General features: G+C 42.2%; 18 protein-coding genes. 6 read left to right on the top strand and 12 right to left on the bottom strand.

Annotation, left to right across the window (positions count from 1 at the left end):
• Window positions 1–66 precede the first annotated feature (66 nt).
• On the bottom strand, window positions 67–1737 hold the full coding sequence (locus VXQ92_RS04820; protein ID WP_159138317.1) for an FMN-binding glutamate synthase family protein: 1671 nt from the start codon (window positions 1735–1737) through the stop codon (window positions 67–69).
• 499 nt (window positions 1738–2236) lie between these two features.
• Complete coding sequence (locus tag VXQ92_RS04815; RefSeq protein ID WP_144723808.1) at window positions 2237–3244, bottom strand: WYL domain-containing protein; 1008 nt, start codon at window positions 3242–3244, stop codon at window positions 2237–2239.
• A 238-nt stretch (window positions 3245–3482) separates the two neighbouring features.
• Here VXQ92_RS04815 and VXQ92_RS04810 point away from each other — a divergent pair, with 238 nt between their 5' ends.
• The 5 genes from VXQ92_RS04810 (at window position 3483) to VXQ92_RS04790 (ending at window position 7704) form a co-directional block, all read left to right on the top strand.
• Window positions 3483–5042 carry a circularly permuted type 2 ATP-grasp protein gene (locus VXQ92_RS04810; RefSeq protein ID WP_416680662.1) on the top strand — a complete coding sequence of 520 codons (1560 nt, stop codon included), beginning with the start codon at window positions 3483–3485 and terminating at the stop codon, window positions 5040–5042.
• Between the two features lie 23 nt (window positions 5043–5065).
• Window positions 5066–5668 carry an alpha-E domain-containing protein gene (locus tag VXQ92_RS04805; RefSeq protein ID WP_004645419.1) on the top strand — a complete coding sequence of 201 codons (603 nt, stop codon included), beginning with the start codon at window positions 5066–5068 and terminating at the stop codon, window positions 5666–5668.
• A complete protein-coding gene (locus VXQ92_RS04800; protein ID WP_004645418.1) occupies window positions 5665–6444 on the top strand; it encodes a transglutaminase family protein in 780 nt (259 codons plus the stop codon). The genes VXQ92_RS04805 and VXQ92_RS04800 overlap by 4 nt, the downstream gene beginning before the upstream one ends.
• A gap of 13 nt (window positions 6445–6457) precedes the next feature.
• Complete coding sequence (locus VXQ92_RS04795; protein ID WP_004645417.1) at window positions 6458–7192, top strand: proteasome-type protease; 735 nt, start codon at window positions 6458–6460, stop codon at window positions 7190–7192.
• An 80-nt stretch (window positions 7193–7272) separates the two neighbouring features.
• Window positions 7273–7704, top strand: a complete 432-nt coding sequence (locus VXQ92_RS04790; protein ID WP_004645416.1) for a BLUF domain-containing protein — start codon at window positions 7273–7275, stop codon at window positions 7702–7704.
• Between the two features lie 45 nt (window positions 7705–7749).
• On the opposite strand, the gene alr is transcribed toward VXQ92_RS04790, so the two are convergent.
• Window positions 7750–8820 carry an alanine racemase gene (gene alr, locus VXQ92_RS04785; protein ID WP_416680659.1) on the bottom strand — a complete coding sequence of 357 codons (1071 nt, stop codon included), beginning with the start codon at window positions 8818–8820 and terminating at the stop codon, window positions 7750–7752.
• A gap of 49 nt (window positions 8821–8869) precedes the next feature.
• Window positions 8870–10312 carry a replicative DNA helicase gene (dnaB, locus tag VXQ92_RS04780; protein ID WP_416680657.1) on the bottom strand — a complete coding sequence of 481 codons (1443 nt, stop codon included), beginning with the start codon at window positions 10310–10312 and terminating at the stop codon, window positions 8870–8872.
• A gap of 283 nt (window positions 10313–10595) precedes the next feature.
• Here dnaB and VXQ92_RS04775 point away from each other — a divergent pair, with 283 nt between their 5' ends.
• Window positions 10596–11513: a hypothetical protein gene (locus tag VXQ92_RS04775; RefSeq protein WP_416680656.1), complete on the top strand. Its 918-nt coding sequence runs from the start codon at window positions 10596–10598 to the stop codon at window positions 11511–11513.
• Window positions 11514–11584: 71 nt separating this feature from the next.
• On the opposite strand, the gene rplI is transcribed toward VXQ92_RS04775, so the two are convergent.
• The 8 genes from rplI to cyoA form a co-directional block, all read right to left on the bottom strand.
• Complete coding sequence (rplI, locus tag VXQ92_RS04770) at window positions 11585–12031, bottom strand: 50S ribosomal protein L9 (RefSeq protein ID WP_004645413.1); 447 nt, start codon at window positions 12029–12031, stop codon at window positions 11585–11587.
• Window positions 12032–12040: 9 nt separating this feature from the next.
• Window positions 12041–12268, bottom strand: coding sequence for a 30S ribosomal protein S18 (gene rpsR, locus VXQ92_RS04765; protein ID WP_004278792.1), 228 nt, complete (start codon window positions 12266–12268; stop codon window positions 12041–12043).
• Between the two features lie 12 nt (window positions 12269–12280).
• Window positions 12281–12667, bottom strand: a complete 387-nt coding sequence (gene rpsF, locus VXQ92_RS04760) for a 30S ribosomal protein S6 (RefSeq protein ID WP_004278789.1) — start codon at window positions 12665–12667, stop codon at window positions 12281–12283.
• 443 nt (window positions 12668–13110) lie between these two features.
• On the bottom strand, window positions 13111–13989 hold the full coding sequence (cyoE, locus tag VXQ92_RS04755) for a heme o synthase (RefSeq protein WP_416680653.1): 879 nt from the start codon (window positions 13987–13989) through the stop codon (window positions 13111–13113).
• 10 nt (window positions 13990–13999) lie between these two features.
• Complete coding sequence (locus VXQ92_RS04750; protein ID WP_064096515.1) at window positions 14000–14326, bottom strand: cytochrome o ubiquinol oxidase subunit IV; 327 nt, start codon at window positions 14324–14326, stop codon at window positions 14000–14002.
• Window positions 14326–14946: a cytochrome o ubiquinol oxidase subunit III gene (gene cyoC, locus VXQ92_RS04745; protein ID WP_004278786.1), complete on the bottom strand. Its 621-nt coding sequence runs from the start codon at window positions 14944–14946 to the stop codon at window positions 14326–14328. The genes VXQ92_RS04750 and cyoC overlap by 1 nt, the downstream gene beginning before the upstream one ends.
• Window positions 14947–14950: 4 nt before the next feature.
• The gene (cyoB, locus tag VXQ92_RS04740) at window positions 14951–16939 is read right to left on the bottom strand and encodes a cytochrome o ubiquinol oxidase subunit I (protein ID WP_416680651.1); all 1989 of its coding nucleotides are present in this window, start codon (window positions 16937–16939) and stop codon (window positions 14951–14953) included.
• A 3-nt stretch (window positions 16940–16942) separates the two neighbouring features.
• Entirely contained in the window at window positions 16943–18037 is a 1095-nt protein-coding gene (gene cyoA / locus VXQ92_RS04735) for a ubiquinol oxidase subunit II (RefSeq protein ID WP_416680649.1), read from the bottom strand.
• Window positions 18038–18198 lie beyond the last annotated feature (161 nt).

Genomic DNA, 18198 nt, shown 5'->3' with positions numbered 1-18198 from the left:
AGATTAAACATTCAAGTAAAAAAAAGGCGTTTTTTAGAACGCCTTTTTATTTCTAACTTTGTTGATTTAAAATTGTTCTAATTTGGCCAAATTCCACATCCGGAAGTAGAAGTTTTCATCATCCTTATTTTCACAAGACAATAATTCTCCCTCTTTCAACCAAAAATGAATCTGTGCAAAGTTTTTTATTTCGTGACTATTCACACGTTGCGCCAGATGATGCGCCTTAATGGCTGAAGGATGTTTGAGACCCGCAGATGCAATCAGCTCGGACAGAGCATGCAAGGTGTTTTTATGAAAATGAAAGACACGTTCTGCCTTGGTTGGTACATGTAGTGCTTTTTGGCGATCTTTGTCCTGGGTGGTGACTCCAACCGGACATTGATTGGTGTGACAGCTTTGTGCCTGAATACAGCCCACTGCAAACATAAAACCACGGGCGGAATTCACCCAATCCGCCCCAATGGCAAGCGTGCTTGCAATATCGAATGCACTAATAATTTTACCACTTGCACCAATTTTGATCTTATCTCTCAATCCTGCACCAACAAGGGTATTATGTATAAACAGTAAACCTTCTCGTAATGGTGCGCCGACATAGTCAATTAGCTCAATTGGTGCAGCACCGGTTCCACCTTCAGATCCATCGACCACGATAAAATCCGGGTAAATCTGGGTATGTAACATGGCTTTTACAATACTCATAAATTGCCAAGGCTGACCCAGACACAGCTTAAAACCGACTGGTTTTCCGTTGGAAAGTTCACGTAATTGTTGAATGAAATTCATCATTTCAATTGGGGTGCTAAATGCCGGATGGCTAGAAGGTGAAACGCAGTCATGATCACGGCTGATGCCCCGGATTTGTGCGATTTCTTCCGATATTTTACTTTTAGGTAAAATGCCACCATGTCCAGGCTTTGCGCCTTGCGAAAGTTTGATTTCAATCATCTTGACTTGGGGTAATTTGGCCTGAGCAGCAAAACGTTCCGGGTCGAACTGTCCGTCTAAAGTACGGCAGCCAAAATATCCACTGCCAATTTCCCAGACCAGATCACCGCCATATTCCAGGTGATAGGGACTGATACTGCCTTCGCCTGTATCATGAAAAAAATCACCTTTTTGAGCGCCGAGATTAAGTGCACGTATCGCATTGGCACTCATGCTGCCAAAGCTCATGGCTGAAATATTTAAAATAGACGCTGAAAATGGCTGTGTACATTGCTCATTCCCAATCAGGATACGAAAAGTCTGCGGATCGGCAACTTTACAGGGGGTGATAGAGTGACTGACAAAGCGGTAATTATCTTCATAAACATTCAATATCGAGCCGAAAGGTTTATCTGAGTTTTCGTTTTTCGCCCGCTGGTACACCAGACTGCGTTGCATGCGGGAAAAAGGCAGTGCATCGCGGTCGGCTTCAATAAAATACTGACGAATCTCTGGCCGGAATTCTTCAAAGATAAAGCGGAAATGTCCCATAATTGGGTAATTTTTCAGAATAGAATGCTTATTTTGCAGTACATCATACAAACCCAATAGGCTGAGGAGAATACTCAGAATCCACAGGGTATTCACCAAAGTTTGCGGCATGAAATAATAGATATAACGCGGCGAATAACCGATATGGAATGTGGTAAAAATCACTGCTATCAGAATGCAGGCAAACCAGACCGAATGGCGGGAAAAAAACGTATTAAGCAGTTTATGACGTACTAATTGCGCAGGGTTAGCCATTGTAAAATTAAGTCCCTATTTCGACTTCTACAGGGCTTTATGATGTGCAGAGCCCGTTATCTTATACAAGCAGAGAATTGTTATTCAATTTTATAAACTTGCCGAAAACCCTACCAAGCGATGCAATGATTCCACAGCGATTGCTGATAAACATTACTGAAAAATTCCTATAGAAAAAATCTGCATAAGATAGATATTCTCTTTATTTCACAAGATGGAGCGATAATTTTATAGTTGGTTTATCCACTATTATATAGGAGCTTGATCCCATGACCAAAAAGTCCATTCGCTTTAATACTGCTGAACTGGCTTGCTCATGTCTCAGTTATTTTTAAATATCGAACTTTCATCCAACCTGAATCTCAGGGTACCAAAGAGAGGCAGGTGGGCACAGCGACAGATCACCACAATAATTACAAAAATATAAGTATAATTCTCCAGTCCCCAATTTGGGGGCTTTTTTATTTTTAATTTTTATAAAATCTCGATGAAACCCTGGCTAAGGATTCCCCTCATCCCGTTGATTGACTGCATCCGCCACAATACTCGGTTCAATATGTTTAATCTTTTTACCAAAGCTACGCAGCCACCAGACCAGTTGTGAGGTAAATGGCACGGTGGCTGTGATTAATGCCATACCCTTATCTATTTTTTCAATTTTCTGGTCTTTGCTAAGCTGGCTTTCTTCCAGATAATGTGCATCTGCTTCCGACATGGTTAATTTAAGCGTGACGTTCTCAGTAGGCTGATTGAAATCCACCCGGAAACCCAGTGCACCAGAATCAATATATTCATCAATGTCAAAATTCACCGGATGCAAGGCACGTGAATTCAGTACTACGGCAGATTTAAAGCGATGCAGGGCAAAAGTCTGGATATCGGACTTGTCATGACGGGTACATACCAAATAGATAATGGAACCTTTTTGCACCAAGGCCAGAGGATTGAGAATATAGGTTTTTTCTTCGCTGTTATGAACACGACCCTGATACACACATTCCAGTTGTTTGTCCTGTAACAGGCCTTCATACACGGCTTGTTGAGCCGCTTTATCAACAACAGGTGGAATCAGTGGCTGGGTAGCTGGAACAATACGCACGCGATTAATCCATTGCCGGACATTGTTCTGGGAGGAAAGACTGCGTCGCGCCAGATCAAACCAGGGATTCATTTCTTCGATCAGGCTCGGTGGCAGCAGGTGTTTTAAATGTTCTTCGACCATCATAAAGGTGACGGCTTGCGAGCTGGTCATATGCGGCAAACTTTGCAGTGGCGCATCTGAGCGCCAACGCCAGCCTTGTGGTGTGGTCTTACTACTTTCAATTGGAAAGCGTTGCGCAATCTGGTTCAGGTCACGCTGAATGGTACGCAGACTGATATCGATACCTTCGCGATTCAGGATTTCCTGTAATTCACGTGTTCCCATCCATTTGCCGGTAGAAAGACGCGACAAGATTTGCCATTGGCGATACAGGCTGTTCGAGGTTTCTTTTTCTTGTGCTGACATAGTGTATTTTACTGGCAATAAAAGACGGGATTTAAACTTAGATTAACACAATAAGAAAACTCACATTTTTTCGCAAGTCCTTAAACGCAACAATTGTCCTACAAACTAAAAACAACTTGGCAAGAAATAGCATTGAGTTTAAATGGTATTTCCTAGATTAATGATAGGCGGAATATAGATGCGCTGGCATAGATATTGCTTTGATTAAATTAGAATAGATGATAATACGAGGGTTTGTATGCTTAAAGGAAATCAGGATACAAATGTGATTGAAACGATTGATAAATTTACTTCTCCGAATCTTGGGAAGAATTTTATAGACACTAAAACCCCAACGGTATCTACAACAACCAATCCACAACTTTTATTACAGCAACTGTCTTCAAAGTTTTTTAATGAAATGCAGGATGAGCATGTGCTGTCCGGTCAGGCCGGCCAAAGACTGGAAGAATGGTTATCTCAACATACTCTTGATGAACTTAATACACTTAATCAGGTTGCAAAAGAACATTTTTTACATCACGGTATTACTTTTACGGTTTATGGGGAGGAAGAAGGCGTAGAGCGAACGATTCCCTTTGATATCATTCCGAGAGTCATTGACCGGAAACAGTGGAATATGGTGGCTTTAGGTTCGGCCCAACGTGTACGGGCACTAAATCTATTCCTGCATGATATTTATCATCAACAGGATATTTTAAGAGCCAATATTATTCCTGAACTGCAGATTTTGACCCATGAGGCCTATCAGCCACACATGTATCAACACAGCTTGAAAGGCGGGATTTATAGCCAGATCAGCGGTATAGATGTGATTCGTGATTCCAAAGGTGAGTTTTATGTTCTGGAAGATAATCTCAGAACGCCATCGGGTGTGGCTTATATGCTGGAATGCCGTAAGATCAGTGAAAAGCTGATGCCAAAAGTATTTGAGCAGTCCAAAATTGCTGCAATTGAGCAATATCCACAATTATTAAAAGAAATTTTGATAGAAAATGCCTATGTCGATAAGCCATTTGTTGTGGTACTGACGCCAGGACGTTTCAATAGTGCATACTACGAGCATGCGGTTCTTGCAAGAGAGATGGATGTACCATTGGTAACATCACGTGATCTTTTTGTTGATGACTCGAAGGTTTATGTAAAAACTATACGTGGTCGCCAACGAGTCGATGTTATTTATAGACGTGTCGATGACGCTTTTCTCGATCCATTATGCTTTAAACCGGATAGCACCTTGGGTGTAGCTGGCTTGATGTCAGCTTATTTGCAAAATAATGTCGTGATTGCAAATGCTCCAGGAACTGGTGTGGCAGATGACAAATCAGTTTATCCATATGTCGACAAAATGATTCATTTTTATTTGGGCGAACAGCCAATTCTGAAGAATGTTCCGACTTATCAATGTCGTAATTCACAAGAACTGGACTATGTCATGGCTCATCTGGATCAGTTGGTGGTGAAAGAAGCCCAAGGTTCTGGTGGCTATGGCATGCTCATTGGCCCACAGGCATCTAAACAGCAAATTGAAGATTTTAGGGAGAAAATTTTAGCTGCGCCACATTTATATATTGCGCAGCCAACTTTGGACTTATCGGTTAGTCCGACTTTAACCAATTTTGGTATTGCTGAACGTCATATCGACTTACGCCCCTTTGTACTGAGTTCACCTTATCGTACTGAAATCGTACAGGGTGGCTTGACACGTGTAGCGATGCAACCTGGTTCACTGGTGGTGAATTCATCCCAGGGTGGCGGTATTAAAGATACCTGGGTAGTCGACAATTTACATTCATAAAATTCCAAAGAAGGAAAAATGTCATGGTTTTGCTAAATAGCAATGCAAAACATATTTTTTGGTTAGGGCGCTATTTAGCCCGCACACATTTTTTATGTGCCCGCTTTCCATTTTTAGAAGATGAAGCGGCTTTAACCTATGCACACGCCTTTTGTTTACCTGCTTTCGATGCCAGCTCCTTAAACGAGCTGCTACTCGATCCTACTCAACTGGCATCTTTTAGCCAGCAGTTAGGAATTGCCAAAGATAATATTCAGGAGTTGCGCGGAGTATTGTCGGCATCAGGCTATGCGGAGATGATGAAGCTGATCAAAACTGCAGACAAAAATGCCGGTTATATTTGTGAAGTAGTGAATGAATGTGAAGAGATTCTGGAAGCGGAGTCTTCCGATATCTTTCTGTTTTTTAGTTTAGGCCAGTGTGTAGAACAGCTTGATCATCATTTGCGTCTGGGTGAGGAAACTGGTACTACACTGGGTAAAATTGATTATATCGTCAAAATTTTGGTGGAAATGGGCTGGGGCGATCTGGAACAGTACTGGGAACAGTTGCGTGCAGAGCCAAACCGGATTGAATTCTATCAGTTTAGCGACCATATTCATCAACTGTTTGAGGCAGATGTATGAAATTGATGGTGAATCACCAAACCCATTATATGTACACGGCCGAGGTGAGGAACAGTATTCAGTACATCAAAATGATGCCTTCGAATAATGCGCATCAGCGGGTGCATTCGTGGGATATCAGTGTACCTGGTTATAAACAGATAAGAAAAGATGCATTCCAAAATTTGTGGATGACCTGTAACCAGCGCGAGCCGTACTATTCCTTAACCATTATGGCACAGGGGATTGTCGAGCTGAATCCTGCACATCAGAGTGGGTTGAATGATTCAATCAATCCCAATCTTTTTTTACAGCCGACCGAATCGACCCAGTGTAATGTAGCAATGAAGGATTTTGCACAACGTCATGTCCCTGTATTAAGCCGTCAGCATCTGATTGGGTTGGCACAGGCATTGCTGGAGCATGTACCTTATATTTCCAACAGCACTTCTGTACAAGGCACAGCAATAGATGCCTTTGAGTCCAGACAGGGGGTTTGTCAGGATCATAGCCATATTTTTATTGCCATGTGTAAATATCTGGGTTTACCTGCCCGTTATGTGTCTGGTTATTTATATGCACAAAATGCCTCGCATCTGGCCAGTCACGCTTGGGCCGAGGTGTTTGTAGACCAGACATGGTATTGTTTTGATGTCAGTAATTTGCTGTTCACTCCAAGTTCGCATGTTTATGTGGCAATTGGACGGGATTATTGGGATGTGGCACCGGTACGCGGTGTAAGAGAGATGGGCGGTGTGGAATCCATGCTTTCCAGCGTTCAGGTGCTAGGATGTTAATAAGGACGAACTAATGACGTATTGTTGTGCATTGCGTTTAGAGCAAGGTATGCTATTTATCAGTGATACCCGGACCAATGCCGGAGTAGATCACATCTCTGTATTTCGAAAGCTATACACCTTCGGAGTTCCTGGGGAACGTATGATCGTGATACAGGCATCCGGCAATCTGGCAACCACCCAAGCCGTGATCGGACATATCAAAAATCAGCTTGAACTGAAGCAGGAACCTAATATATTGAGCCTGCATACCATGTTTGATGTCGCGGAACTGGTGGGAAGCATGCTGAAAAAAGTAATTGCCAACGTCACGAGCGATATTTCAGAACAGAGCAATTATTATTGTAATCTGCTGGTGGGTGGACAACTCAAAGACCAGGATATGCAGCTTTATCATGTTTATCCGCAGGGAAATTTTATCTGTGCGACACGAGATACACCATATTTCCAGATTGGCGAAAGCAAATATGGCAAGCCAATCCTGGATCGCGCGCTGACTTATGATATGCCGCTGGATGAAGCCTTGCGCTGTTCCCTGATTTCATTTGCATCTACCTTGCGCTCTAATGTTTCAGTTGGTATGCCACTCGATGTACTGGTCTATAAAAAGGACAGTCTGATGATGCCGAGAGGTAAGCGTATTGCTGAAGATGACGAGTATTTCACGGCAATCAGCCGGCAATGGTCAGAAACCTTGAAAAAAGGACTGGCAGAACTTCCGGTTCCATCTAATGAGTATTTCTTGTAAAAACCTATCGTAGGTCCGGTTTTTCACGTACAGTGTTAACTTCTATGCGTCAGGCATAATAAAAAAAGAGAAGTTAGCACATGTACCAATTTTGTTACGCCAGTAAAAGCACTTCTCCCAAAACTGATTTGCTTGAAGATTTAGCGAATATTTTGAAAGAGGCTCGTGATTTTAATTACCAGCATCAAGTTACAGGTGTACTGTATTTTGCTGATGGTTATTTTTTTCAATGTCTGGAAGGTGAATGTCTTACTTTAAAAAGTCTGCTGGTCGAGAGGCTGAATAAAGATCCTCGCCATCAGGACATTAAACTATTTGAAACCAAGGAAATTGAATATCCGAGTTTCCCGGACTGGTCGATGAAATATATTTCTAAACGCAGTCAAATCCAGCAATTCTGTCAGGACATGGGATTTAATGACTTTAACCCTTTTGCATTTCAGCAAAGTCATGTTGATGCTCTATTGCTGCAATTATGTGTAGAGCAAGGTGAAGAACAAAAGTCAGCCTAAATAAAGCCCAACACTGGTTGGGCTTTTTTGGATCTTTAGATTAAATCAGATTACTTTACGTCGTGCCCGATTGCTGAGTCGGCATAATAGTTCATAACCAATCGTACCATTGGTTGTCGCCACATCATCCACCAGACGGGTTTTCCCCCAAAGTTCGACTTCTGTACCTAATTGCACTTCTAATCCTGTGACATCAATAGCGATCATATCCATCGCTACGCGGCCAATCACGCGAGTTTGCTGACGATTGATTGCGACATAGTTCTGTTTGGGGAAAGCACGAGGATAGCCATCACCATAGCCAATTGAAACAATGGCCAAAGTCATGTCCTGATCTGCGGTGAACGTCGAACCATAACCGACATGCTCACCCGCTTGAATATCATTCAAAGCAATAATTTCAGCTGTAAAGGTCATAACTGGTTTTAAATCCAGGTCATGTACATCACGGTCTGCAAAAGGCGTGGCGCCGTAGAGCATGATCCCGGGACGGACATAGTCAAAATGCAATTCTGGATATTTATAGATTGCAGCCGAGTTACAGCATGAACCCATGAGTGGTGCACAGTCATTTTTCACTTCAAGGAACTGCTGGATTTGCTGTTCATTCAATGGATGATCGGCATCTGCATTGGCAAAGTGCATGGCAAGTACACAAGTAAAGCCTTCAGCTTTCAACTGATTGATCACGGTTTTAATCACATCAATTTTAAAGCCTAGACGGTTCATGCCGCTGTTCAGTTTGACCCAGACTTTTAGGCCTTTGGCGATATAGGTCTCTTTATGAGCCAGTAACCAGTCGAGTTGGGCCTGATGATGTACCACAACTTCAATATTCTGATCGATTACAAGCTGCATTTCATCGGCTGAAAAAATACCTTCGATGAGCGTGATCGGCTGTAAATAGCCCAATTCACGAATTTCCAAGGCTTCTTGCAGGCAGGCGACACCAAAGGCATCGGTTTCGCTTAAGGCTGCTAAGCAGTCTTTAACTCCGTGTCCATAAGCATTGGCTTTCACCATGCTGACGATTTTCGCGGTTGGGGCAAGTTGTTTGACACGGTTTAAATTATATTGCAGCGCAGCACTGTCAATATAAACTGTAGCTTGACGCACCCTAAATTACTCCTAGAGGGACGATGGAAATGTGATGACGAGAGCCTGATTACTCTTCATCATCATACTGAGCATAGAACTCAGGCGAGAGATTACTAAAGCGGGTATATTGACCTTCGAATGCCAGACGCACGGTACCAATCGGGCCGTTACGCTGTTTGCCGATAATGATTTCAGCGGTGCCAGCTTCCTTGGATTCTTTGTTATAAACCTCATCACGGTAAATAAACATGATCAAGTCGGCATCCTGCTCGATCGCACCGGATTCACGCAAGTCGGACATCACCGGGCGTTTGTTTGGACGGTTCTCCAGCGATCGGTTGAGCTGCGACAAGGCAATTACCGGACACTGCATTTCCTTCGCCAAGGCTTTTAAGCTTCGGGAAATTTCCGAGATTTCGCCAACACGGTTATCACCCATGCCAGGGACTTTCATCAGCTGCAGGTAATCGACCATGATACAGCCTAGTTTTCCGCCATGCATTTTGGCAATACGACGCGCACGGGCACGTAATTCTGTCGGTGGAAGCGCAGAAGAATCATCGATATACAGATTTTTTTCTTGTAAATGCACAATGGTACTGGTGACTTTTGACCATTCATCACTGTCCATTTTACCGGAACGTAAATGTCCCTGATGCACGCGACCAAATGAAGAAATCAAACGCATGGCGATCGAGTCGGCTGGCATTTCCATCGAATAGACCAGCGCAGGAAGGTTGTTGTTAAACAGCACACTTTCGACCAGGTTCATGGCAAAGGTGGTTTTACCCATAGAGGGACGGGCTGCGACAATAATTAAATCGCCGGCCTGCATACCGGAAGTTTTGTTGTCTAGTTCCACGAAACCGGTGGTCAGACCGGTAATTGAACCTTCTAATTGGGACAGTTCATTCAACTTGTCGAACACGTCAGCTACAACGGTATTAATCGCTTTTGGACCTTGAGCCTTGGCATTGTTATTATGTTGTTCGGCAATCGAGAAAATATTGGTCTCAGCCAGATCCAGAATTTCACTGACAGTACGGCCTTTGGTGTCATAGGCATTTTGTAAAATTTCAGAGCTGACTTTAATCATACTACGCAGGGTAGAGAATTCTTTAATTTTGCCTGCATAAGTTTCTAGGTTATAGAAACTCGATGGCGAATCTGCCATCAACTGCATCAGATACTCTTCACCACCAATAGCATCGAGTAAATTCTGTTTGATGAGCCAGTCATGCACCAGAACCGCATCATAAGGTGAGTTTTCTTTAGAGAGCTGCTCAATGGCACGGAAGATATATTTATGTCGGGTGGCATAAAAATCATTTTCGGTCAGTACATCACCGACCTGCTCAAAAGATTCAGCCACAGTCATAAGGGCAGCAAGTACAGCCTGTTCAATTGCTAAATTGTGTGGCGGAGTACGGAACTCCTTGAGATTGCTATTTTCAGTAACAATTTCCGGTTTAGCAGGAGCTACCTTTTTGCTGGCATTCGCCTGTGACATATAAATCCCTGATTTTAAATACAATGGTTAAATATCGTCGGAGATGAATAGCGTTTATTCACTACGAGATGAAATGATACGCGCTCTGATCAAAAATGCGAATAGATATTTTCTTTTATACGAATAATAAAATAATTTTTAAGCGCCGTGATATAAAAAATAAGGGATAAAAAAAGAGCATGCTCATCTTTTGTGATGAGAAGTTATATTAGACGAGCAGATATTGACTCGATTTGTATTTTTAATATATATATTATTGATTTTAATATAATTTGGTGATTGTGTGGCACTTACAATTGATGTTGATTTTAAACTCGAAAAAGTAATGAAAGGCGAAAATAACGAATATGTAGGAAAACAATATTTTATTAAACCATCAGAGCAAATAACGATCTTTACCCAATTACAGCAATTTTTAGAAGAACGTGTATCTCATGCGATTAATGACCCACAATATAATGGGAGAGTTGAAGTGCCCATTGGAATTGATCCTATGGGGCGCTATAGAAGTCCTACGATTTGGGACAATGTAGAGCAAGACTTAAAAGATTTTTCAGCTTTGCATCCTAACTATTATTTCAAGCTGAAATTAATAGTAGATGGCTATACGGCATATTCTCAATTCTTTTTAGGGCGGCAACAGAGCATTAAGAAAAATGAGTATCATTTTTTAAATGTTAAAAAAGACTATTATTTTATTTGTGCAGAAGAGCAATATCTTGCTGAAGGAAGTAAATGCACTTTGCAACAATTACTAGAGCTAGCACCTCAGAAATTACGGTTAAGTAAACATCTAGCAGAATTTCTCTCTTTTTGCTTCGCTGTGTTTGATGAAGATAATGACTATTATGCAGCCAATTTAATATATGTACCGCTTAATAAATTTAATAGTCATGACTATGTATATAAAACCATTAAAATTGATCATGGGAAAAAATCTAAGCGTTTAGATGCACAATATTATTCTCTAAATAGGGTTGCGCAAATTGCAAAAGCTTTTCAATATGCACATCAACAACAGAAATTTGATACGCAATTAGCACAGTATGCAGAAGAATCGAATAATCTAATCAAACAATACTATCAACATCTTATGAAAATGACTGAGTATACTAAAGATCATAATTTGGCGATATTATTGGTTTTAGTGCCTGCGGATTTTAACGAAAATGGTAACTTAAACATTGAGGAAGCTGGTTAGCGTAGTAAATACCAATTTCTATTGGCAATAAAAAAGAGCATGCGAAAGCATGCTCTTTTTGAGGCGAGAAATTACTCAGCTACGATAGTAACTAGAACTTCTGCAGTAACATCATGGTGCAATTGGATTGCGATGTTAAATTCGCCAGTGTGACGAAGCGCGCCATTTGGAAGACGTACTTCAGCACGGTCTACTTCTAGACCAGCATTTGTCAACGCGTCAGCGATGTCACGAGTACCGATAGAACCGAATAGTTTACCTTCATCACCAGCTTTCGCAGTGATAACGATGTTCACTTCGTTCAATTGGTCAGCACGTGCTTGAGCAGCAGCTAAAACATCAGCTTCAGCTTTCTCAAGTTCAGCACGACGAGCTTCAAAAGCAGCAGTATTTGATTCTGTTGCAGCAACTGCCATACCTTGTGGGATAAGGAAGTTACGGCCGTAACCAGCTTTAACTGAAACTTTATCGCCTAGTTTACCTAGGTTTTTAATGCGTTGTAATAAGATAATATCCACAGCTCAACCTCACTTATGATTGTCAGTGTAAGGGATCAAAGACAAGTAGCGAGCTTGTTTGATAGCTAACGCTAATTGACGTTGGTAACGAGCTTTAGTACCTGTAATACGGCTAGGAACAATCTTGCCGTTTTCAGTGATGTACTGTTTTAAAGTGTCGATATCTTTGTAGTCGATGTACGTAACGTTCTCAGCTGTAAAGCGGCAGAACTTGCGACGACGGTAAAAACGTGCCATGTTATGTTCTCCTTAAGCTTCAGCAGAGTCTTGAGCGTGTTGTGCTTCTTCACGTTGAGCTTTACGCGCACGTTTTTCTTCAGCACTCTTCGCCAATAGTGACTCTTCAGTGATAGCGTTTTCACGACGGATGATAAGGCTACGAATGATTGCGTCGTTATAACGGAACAATTCTTCAAGCTCATCAAGAGTAGTTTGACCACACTCAACATTCATAAGAATGTAGTGAGCTTTGTGGATCTTGTTGATTGGGTAAGCCAATTGACGACGGCCCCAGTCTTCAAGACGGTGAATTTGACCTTCAGCTTCTTTGATGTGAGTTAGGTAGCGTTCTACCATACCAACTACTTGATCGCTTTGATCAGGGTGTACTAAAAGTACGATTTCGTAATGACGCATTGTCAGCTCCTTACGGTTTGGACAGCCCCAATTTAAGTAAATTGAAGCAAGGAGTCACAACCAAAGTTGTGTCGCAGTGTTTGCGAAGGGGGAATTGTAGTGATCTTTAGGGATAATTTCAACCAAATAAGACATTTTTGCGAAATTATCTCTATAACCAGATCGATTATCAGAACCTTATTTTGGCTTTAAGCAAATTTGGACTGGTTAAATTCAGCACATGTATTGTTGCGAAGATCAAGCTGGACTTATCAGGTTAAAAATCTAGAAAACTGAAGGATCGGAGTCTGGAACCAGAAAGATTGAATTTTCTAAGCAATCAGGAAGATCGAGGTTTAGCTTTATAAAAATAAAGCCGAATTTTTGATGCTGCTCTACAACTATTGGAAGTAGGGGATTAAGAGAAATCAAAATAAAAAAGATAGAGACTAACTCTATCCTTTTTAAAAAAACACAATCTGTGTAGATGGCGCAGTTGAGGTAAAACTAAAGATAATACTGATGACAGTAATCAGGATCACAGAGAACAAGAAATATTTCTTTGCCCAAAGTTGATCATTTTCAGCTTTAAATCCAATCACACCCAGATACAGCCAGTATATACACAGTAAATTTAAAACCACTGCATAGAGCCAGTTGGCATAACCAAAGACGAATAACGCATTCATGGTGAGTGTGAATAACACCACATAAACCAGTGATTCAACCTTGGTACGATGAATCGAACGCGCTACAGGCAAGATCGGAATACCTGCATTTTTGTAATCATCAAAGCGGTAAATCGCAATCGCCCATGAGTGAGGCATTTGCCATAATGCATAACCTAAAAAGATCAGTAACGCACCTAAATCAAATTGATTGGCTACTGCGGTATAACCAATGACAGGCGGAGCTGCACCAGAAATACTACCTACAACAGTTTGATGAATTGTGGTTCGTTTTGTCCATAGGCTGTAAAAACCGACATATACGACAAAACCAATCACCGCGAATAAGAAAGCGTACGCATTTACCCAGAACCATAAAAGACTAAAACCAACAAGGCCTAATACCAGGGCAAAGCACAGGGCAACAGGTACAGAGATGGCTTTGGTGACGAGAGCACGATTTTTTGTGCGCTGCATTTTTTGGTCGATGTCCTGGTCAATCACGTTGTTGACCACACATCCTGATGCTACGACAAGCGTAGTACCGAGCAAGGTAATAAGCAGGAGAAGGAAATCTACAGAACCTTGAGTGGCTACAAAGTAGCCACCCAAAGTGGTAACAAAGTTACCGAAGAGAATTCCTGGCTTAGTCAGGAATAAATACTTTTTCAGCATGACGATCAGTTTAGATCATCATGTTGTAGTGTAGGTAGTTCATGATCCATACAGAACCTACTAGAAGAATAGCAATGGTTAAGATGGTATACACAAACGCAATTACGTTCCAGCGTTGCTCTGAAGAAGAGTTCATATGCAGGAAATAAATTAACTGCACAAGAATCTGAGCAACCGCAGTAATCGCAATGACGGTAATCAAAGTACCACGGCCAAAACCGCCTGCCATCACCATACCGAATGGAATTACGGTAAGGATGATAGAAAGGATGAAGCCAACAGTATATTGCTTAACGTTACCGTGTGATTCGCCAGCAGCGTTATGATCGTGACTCATTACAGAACTCCCATCAAGTAAACTACGCTGAATACACAGATCCAAACGATGTCAAGGAAGTGCCAGAACAAGCTTAGGCAAGCTAGACGACGCGTGTTTGCAAGAGTCAAACCATATTTCTTGATTTGAACCATAAGCACGATCATCCAGACCAGACCAGAAGTTACGTGAATACCGTGCGTACCTACCAAAGTAAAGAACGCAGATAAGAACGCACTTGTGCTTGGACCGTGACCCGCATGAACTAGGTGGTTGAATTCATATAGTTCCATGCCGATGAAGATAGCACCGAATACCCAAGTAATCGCTAACCAAGTCAGTACTTTTGCAACGTCTTTTTTGTATGCAGCAAGAACTGCAAAACCAAAGGTTACAGAAGAGATCAAGAGGGCGAAGGTTTCAGTAAGAACGAAACCTAAAGAGTCGCCAAACAGGTCTCTCGCACTTGGAGTACCCACAGGGATGTGGCTACTCAAAACAGCGAACGCAATGAAGAGTGTACCGAACAGGACAAGGTCACTCATCAAGTAAGTCCAGAAACCAAAGACAGTGATGTCAGTATCATCGTGATGATGATGCTCATCATGTCCGTGGTTATCGTGATGAAGTACTTCAGCCATTGTCTTAGTCCTTCTTCAAGTGTTTTTCAAGAATCGCATAGCGTTCGTTTTCAATACGCTCAACTTCAGCAGCTGGAACATAGTAATCCACTTTCTTGGTGAAAGAAGACACGATGAAGCTAATGATAGAAGCAAGGAACGTAACAACTACTAACCACCAGATGTGCCAGATTAAACCGAAGCCCATAATAGTGATGAACATCGCGATAACGAAACCAGCAGCACGGTTAGTCGGCATATGCACGTCTTCATACTTCGTCGGTTTTGCGTATGCAACACCATTTTCTTTCTCGATCCAGAAAGTATCAATACCATGGATCTTTGGAAGATGAGCGAAGTTATAGAATGGAGCAGGAGATGATGTCGACCATTCAAGGGTACGACCATCCCATGGATCGCCAGTCAAATCTAGACGTTGCTCACGTTGTAGGAAACCAACCACGATTTGCATGATGAAACATACAATACCAAGCGCAATCAGAACCGCACCAAACATGGCAATGTTTACATACGGATCCCAGTCCGGGTTGTCAAATGTATTCAAACGACGAGTCATACCCATGAAACCAAGGATATAAAGCGGCATGAATGCAAAGTAGAAACCGAAGAACCAGAACCAGAAAGCTGCTTTACCCCAAGTTTCATTCAGTCTCCAACCGAACATTTTCGGCCAGTAGAAGATGATACCTGCGAACATCGCGAATACTACACCACCAATAATTACGTTATGGAAGTGGGCAATCAGGAATAAAGAGTTGTGTACCAGGAAGTCCGCTGGTGGAACCGCCATCAATACACCTGTTAAACCACCGATACCGAAAGTCACAAGGAAGCCAAGTGTCCATAGCATTGGGGTAGTGTAAACAATACGACCCTTGTACATGGTGAACAGCCAAGAGAAGATCTTCACACCTGTAGGAATCGCGATAATCATGGTCATGATACCGAAGAACGCGTTAACGTTGGCACCTGCACCCATGGTAAAGAAGTGGTGAACCCATACAACGAATGACAATACTGTGATTGCTACTGTTGCATACACCATTGATTTGTAACCGAACAATGCTTTGCGCGAGAAAGTCGCAACAACTTCTGAGTAAATACCAAATGCTGGTAATACCAAGATATAAACTTCCGGGTGACCCCAAGTCCAAATCAGGTTTACATACAACATTGGGCTACCACCCATGTCGTTGGTAAAGAAGTGGAAACCGAAGTAACGGTCAAGCGTTAACATTGCGATTGTTGCAGTCAACACTGGGAAAGCCGCAATAATCAATACTGCTGTACATAAAGATGTCCAGGTAAAGATTGGCATTTCCATAAGCTTCATGCCAGGCGCACGCATTTTGATGATGGTAACGAAGAAGTTAACACCCGTTAATAGCGTACCTAGACCTGAAATTTGCAGTGCCCAGATATAGTAGTCCATACCCACGCCTGGAGAATATTCGATACCAGACAGTGGAGGGTATGCCATCCAGCCTGTTGCAGCGAACTCACCTAACGCAAGTGATACCATCATCAGACCCGCAGCACCGGCGAATAACCAGAAGCTCAGAGAGTTCAATAATGGGAATGCAACGTCACGTGCACCGATTTGAAGCGGTACAGAGATGTTCATTAAACCAACTACAAGACCCATTGCCACGAAGAAGATCATGATCACGCCATGGGCGGTAAAGATCTGGTCGTAATGCTCAGGGTGTAAATAACCTTCGCCGCCACCTTTTGCAAGGAACTGCTGAAGACGCATCATGATCGCATCGGCGAAACCACGCACCAGCATGATCACAGATACGAAGATATACATGATACCAATTTTTTTATGGTCTACAGATGTGAACCATTCGTTCCACAGGTAGCCCCATTTTTTGAAGTAGGTAATACCGGCAACAACTACGATACCACCCAAGATCATCATTGCAACAGTTGCCAGTACGATTGGATCGTAAGGAATTGCATCCGGACCTAACTTACCTAAGAAGCTCATGTCTTATTCTCCTTGAGAAGCAGTCGCATGTTCACCAGCTACATGAGCTTCAGAAGCAGACGCTTCATGAGCAACAGCATTAGTCGCTGCAGCTTCTACAGGAGCTGAATGGTCAGCACCGTGGTAGTTACTCATATACTTGTGAATCACAGATTCAAACAAACCTTGCTCTACAGAAGAGTAGTAAGTCACAGGGTGTGGCTTAGTAGGGTAAGGCTTCATTGCTTCGGCAGCAGCCTTCTCTTCAGGAGTCTTAGCTCTTGCAATAATCGCTTCGATCTGGTGAACACCACGGTTACCGTCACGTAAGCTTGCAAATTCAGCTTGGTCTAGAACAGTTTTTTGTACTGCATTAGGGTTAACTGAAGTACCGTTTCCTGCCTGAATAGCAGAAACCCATTCGGCAAACTGGGCATCAGTCACAGAATGTGCACGGAAGCGCATTTGTGAGAAGCCGTAACCTGAATAGTTTGAAGAGAAACCACGGTAGCCTTCAGCTGGGCTAGTTTCATCAGCTAATAGGTTGAGGTGAGTTTGCATACCTGCCATTGCATAAATCTGACCACTTAACGCCGGGATGAAGAATGAGTTCATCGTGAAGTTAGAGGTTAAACGAAGGCTTACCGGAGTTTTCTCTGGGAAACGCATTTCGTTGATTGTTGCAATACCTTGCTCAGGGTAGATGAAGATCCATTTAAATTGTTCAGCAATAACTTGAACAGTTAAAGGTGCTTTATCTGCTTCAATTGGACGGTATGGGTCATACTTGTGGGAACCCCACCAAGTTAACCAAGCTAAAATACCAATAATAATGACAGGGATACCCCATACTACAATTTCAATCGCAGTAGAGTGTGCCCATGTAGGTTTATAGTCTGCGTCTTTATTCGATGCACGATATTTCCAACCGAACCATAATGCCATGATGATTGATGGAATAACCACCAATAGCATTAAATAAATCGCAGTCATCATCAGGTTACTTTGACCTGCTGCAACTGGACCTTTAGAGTTCAGAAGTACCATATCACCACCACACCCGGTCAAGAGTGCAGTCATCGCAGATAAAGACAATACAGCTAAAATCGTTTGTCTCATTTTACAACCTCGGTGAAGAGTCCCATTCCCTAATTTAATATGGGATAGCGATTAAAGTGCACATGACTAAAAAAGGCTGATTTTTAAAAAAACATCCTTTTAATCATAATACACCGCTACGTTGTAGGGCATTATGCCTGAGATTAACGAACTAAGCTATA

Source organism: Acinetobacter sp. 228 (assembly GCF_048147885.1).
Note: the sequence above shows the minus strand (reverse complement) of the source record. Positions and strands in the feature narration are given on the sequence as shown.

Excerpts from the sequence above, each read along its gene's own strand:
- VXQ92_RS04820 (WP_159138317.1), bottom strand. The coding sequence starts at position 1,737 with ATGGCTAACCCTGCGCAATTAGTACGTCATAAACTGCTTAATACGTTT.
- VXQ92_RS04815 (WP_144723808.1), bottom strand. The coding sequence starts at position 3,244 with ATGTCAGCACAAGAAAAAGAAACCTCGAACAGCCTGTATCGCCAATGG.
- VXQ92_RS04810 (WP_416680662.1), top strand. The coding sequence starts at position 3,483 with ATGCTTAAAGGAAATCAGGATACAAATGTGATTGAAACGATTGATAAA.
- VXQ92_RS04805 (WP_004645419.1), top strand. The coding sequence starts at position 5,066 with ATGGTTTTGCTAAATAGCAATGCAAAACATATTTTTTGGTTAGGGCGC.
- VXQ92_RS04800 (WP_004645418.1), top strand. The coding sequence starts at position 5,665 with ATGAAATTGATGGTGAATCACCAAACCCATTATATGTACACGGCCGAG.
- VXQ92_RS04795 (WP_004645417.1), top strand. The coding sequence starts at position 6,458 with ATGACGTATTGTTGTGCATTGCGTTTAGAGCAAGGTATGCTATTTATC.
- VXQ92_RS04790 (WP_004645416.1), top strand. The coding sequence starts at position 7,273 with ATGTACCAATTTTGTTACGCCAGTAAAAGCACTTCTCCCAAAACTGAT.
- dnaB (WP_416680657.1), bottom strand. The coding sequence starts at position 10,312 with ATGTCACAGGCGAATGCCAGCAAAAAGGTAGCTCCTGCTAAACCGGAA.
- rpsR (WP_004278792.1), bottom strand. The coding sequence starts at position 12,268 with ATGGCACGTTTTTACCGTCGTCGCAAGTTCTGCCGCTTTACAGCTGAG.
- rpsF (WP_004278789.1), bottom strand. The coding sequence starts at position 12,667 with ATGCGTCATTACGAAATCGTACTTTTAGTACACCCTGATCAAAGCGAT.
- cyoE (WP_416680653.1), bottom strand. The coding sequence starts at position 13,989 with ATGCTGAAAAAGTATTTATTCCTGACTAAGCCAGGAATTCTCTTCGGT.
- VXQ92_RS04750 (WP_064096515.1), bottom strand. The coding sequence starts at position 14,326 with ATGAGTCACGATCATAACGCTGCTGGCGAATCACACGGTAACGTTAAG.
- cyoC (WP_004278786.1), bottom strand. The coding sequence starts at position 14,946 with ATGGCTGAAGTACTTCATCACGATAACCACGGACATGATGAGCATCAT.
- cyoB (WP_416680651.1), bottom strand. The coding sequence starts at position 16,939 with ATGAGCTTCTTAGGTAAGTTAGGTCCGGATGCAATTCCTTACGATCCA.
- cyoA (WP_416680649.1), bottom strand. The coding sequence starts at position 18,037 with ATGAGACAAACGATTTTAGCTGTATTGTCTTTATCTGCGATGACTGCA.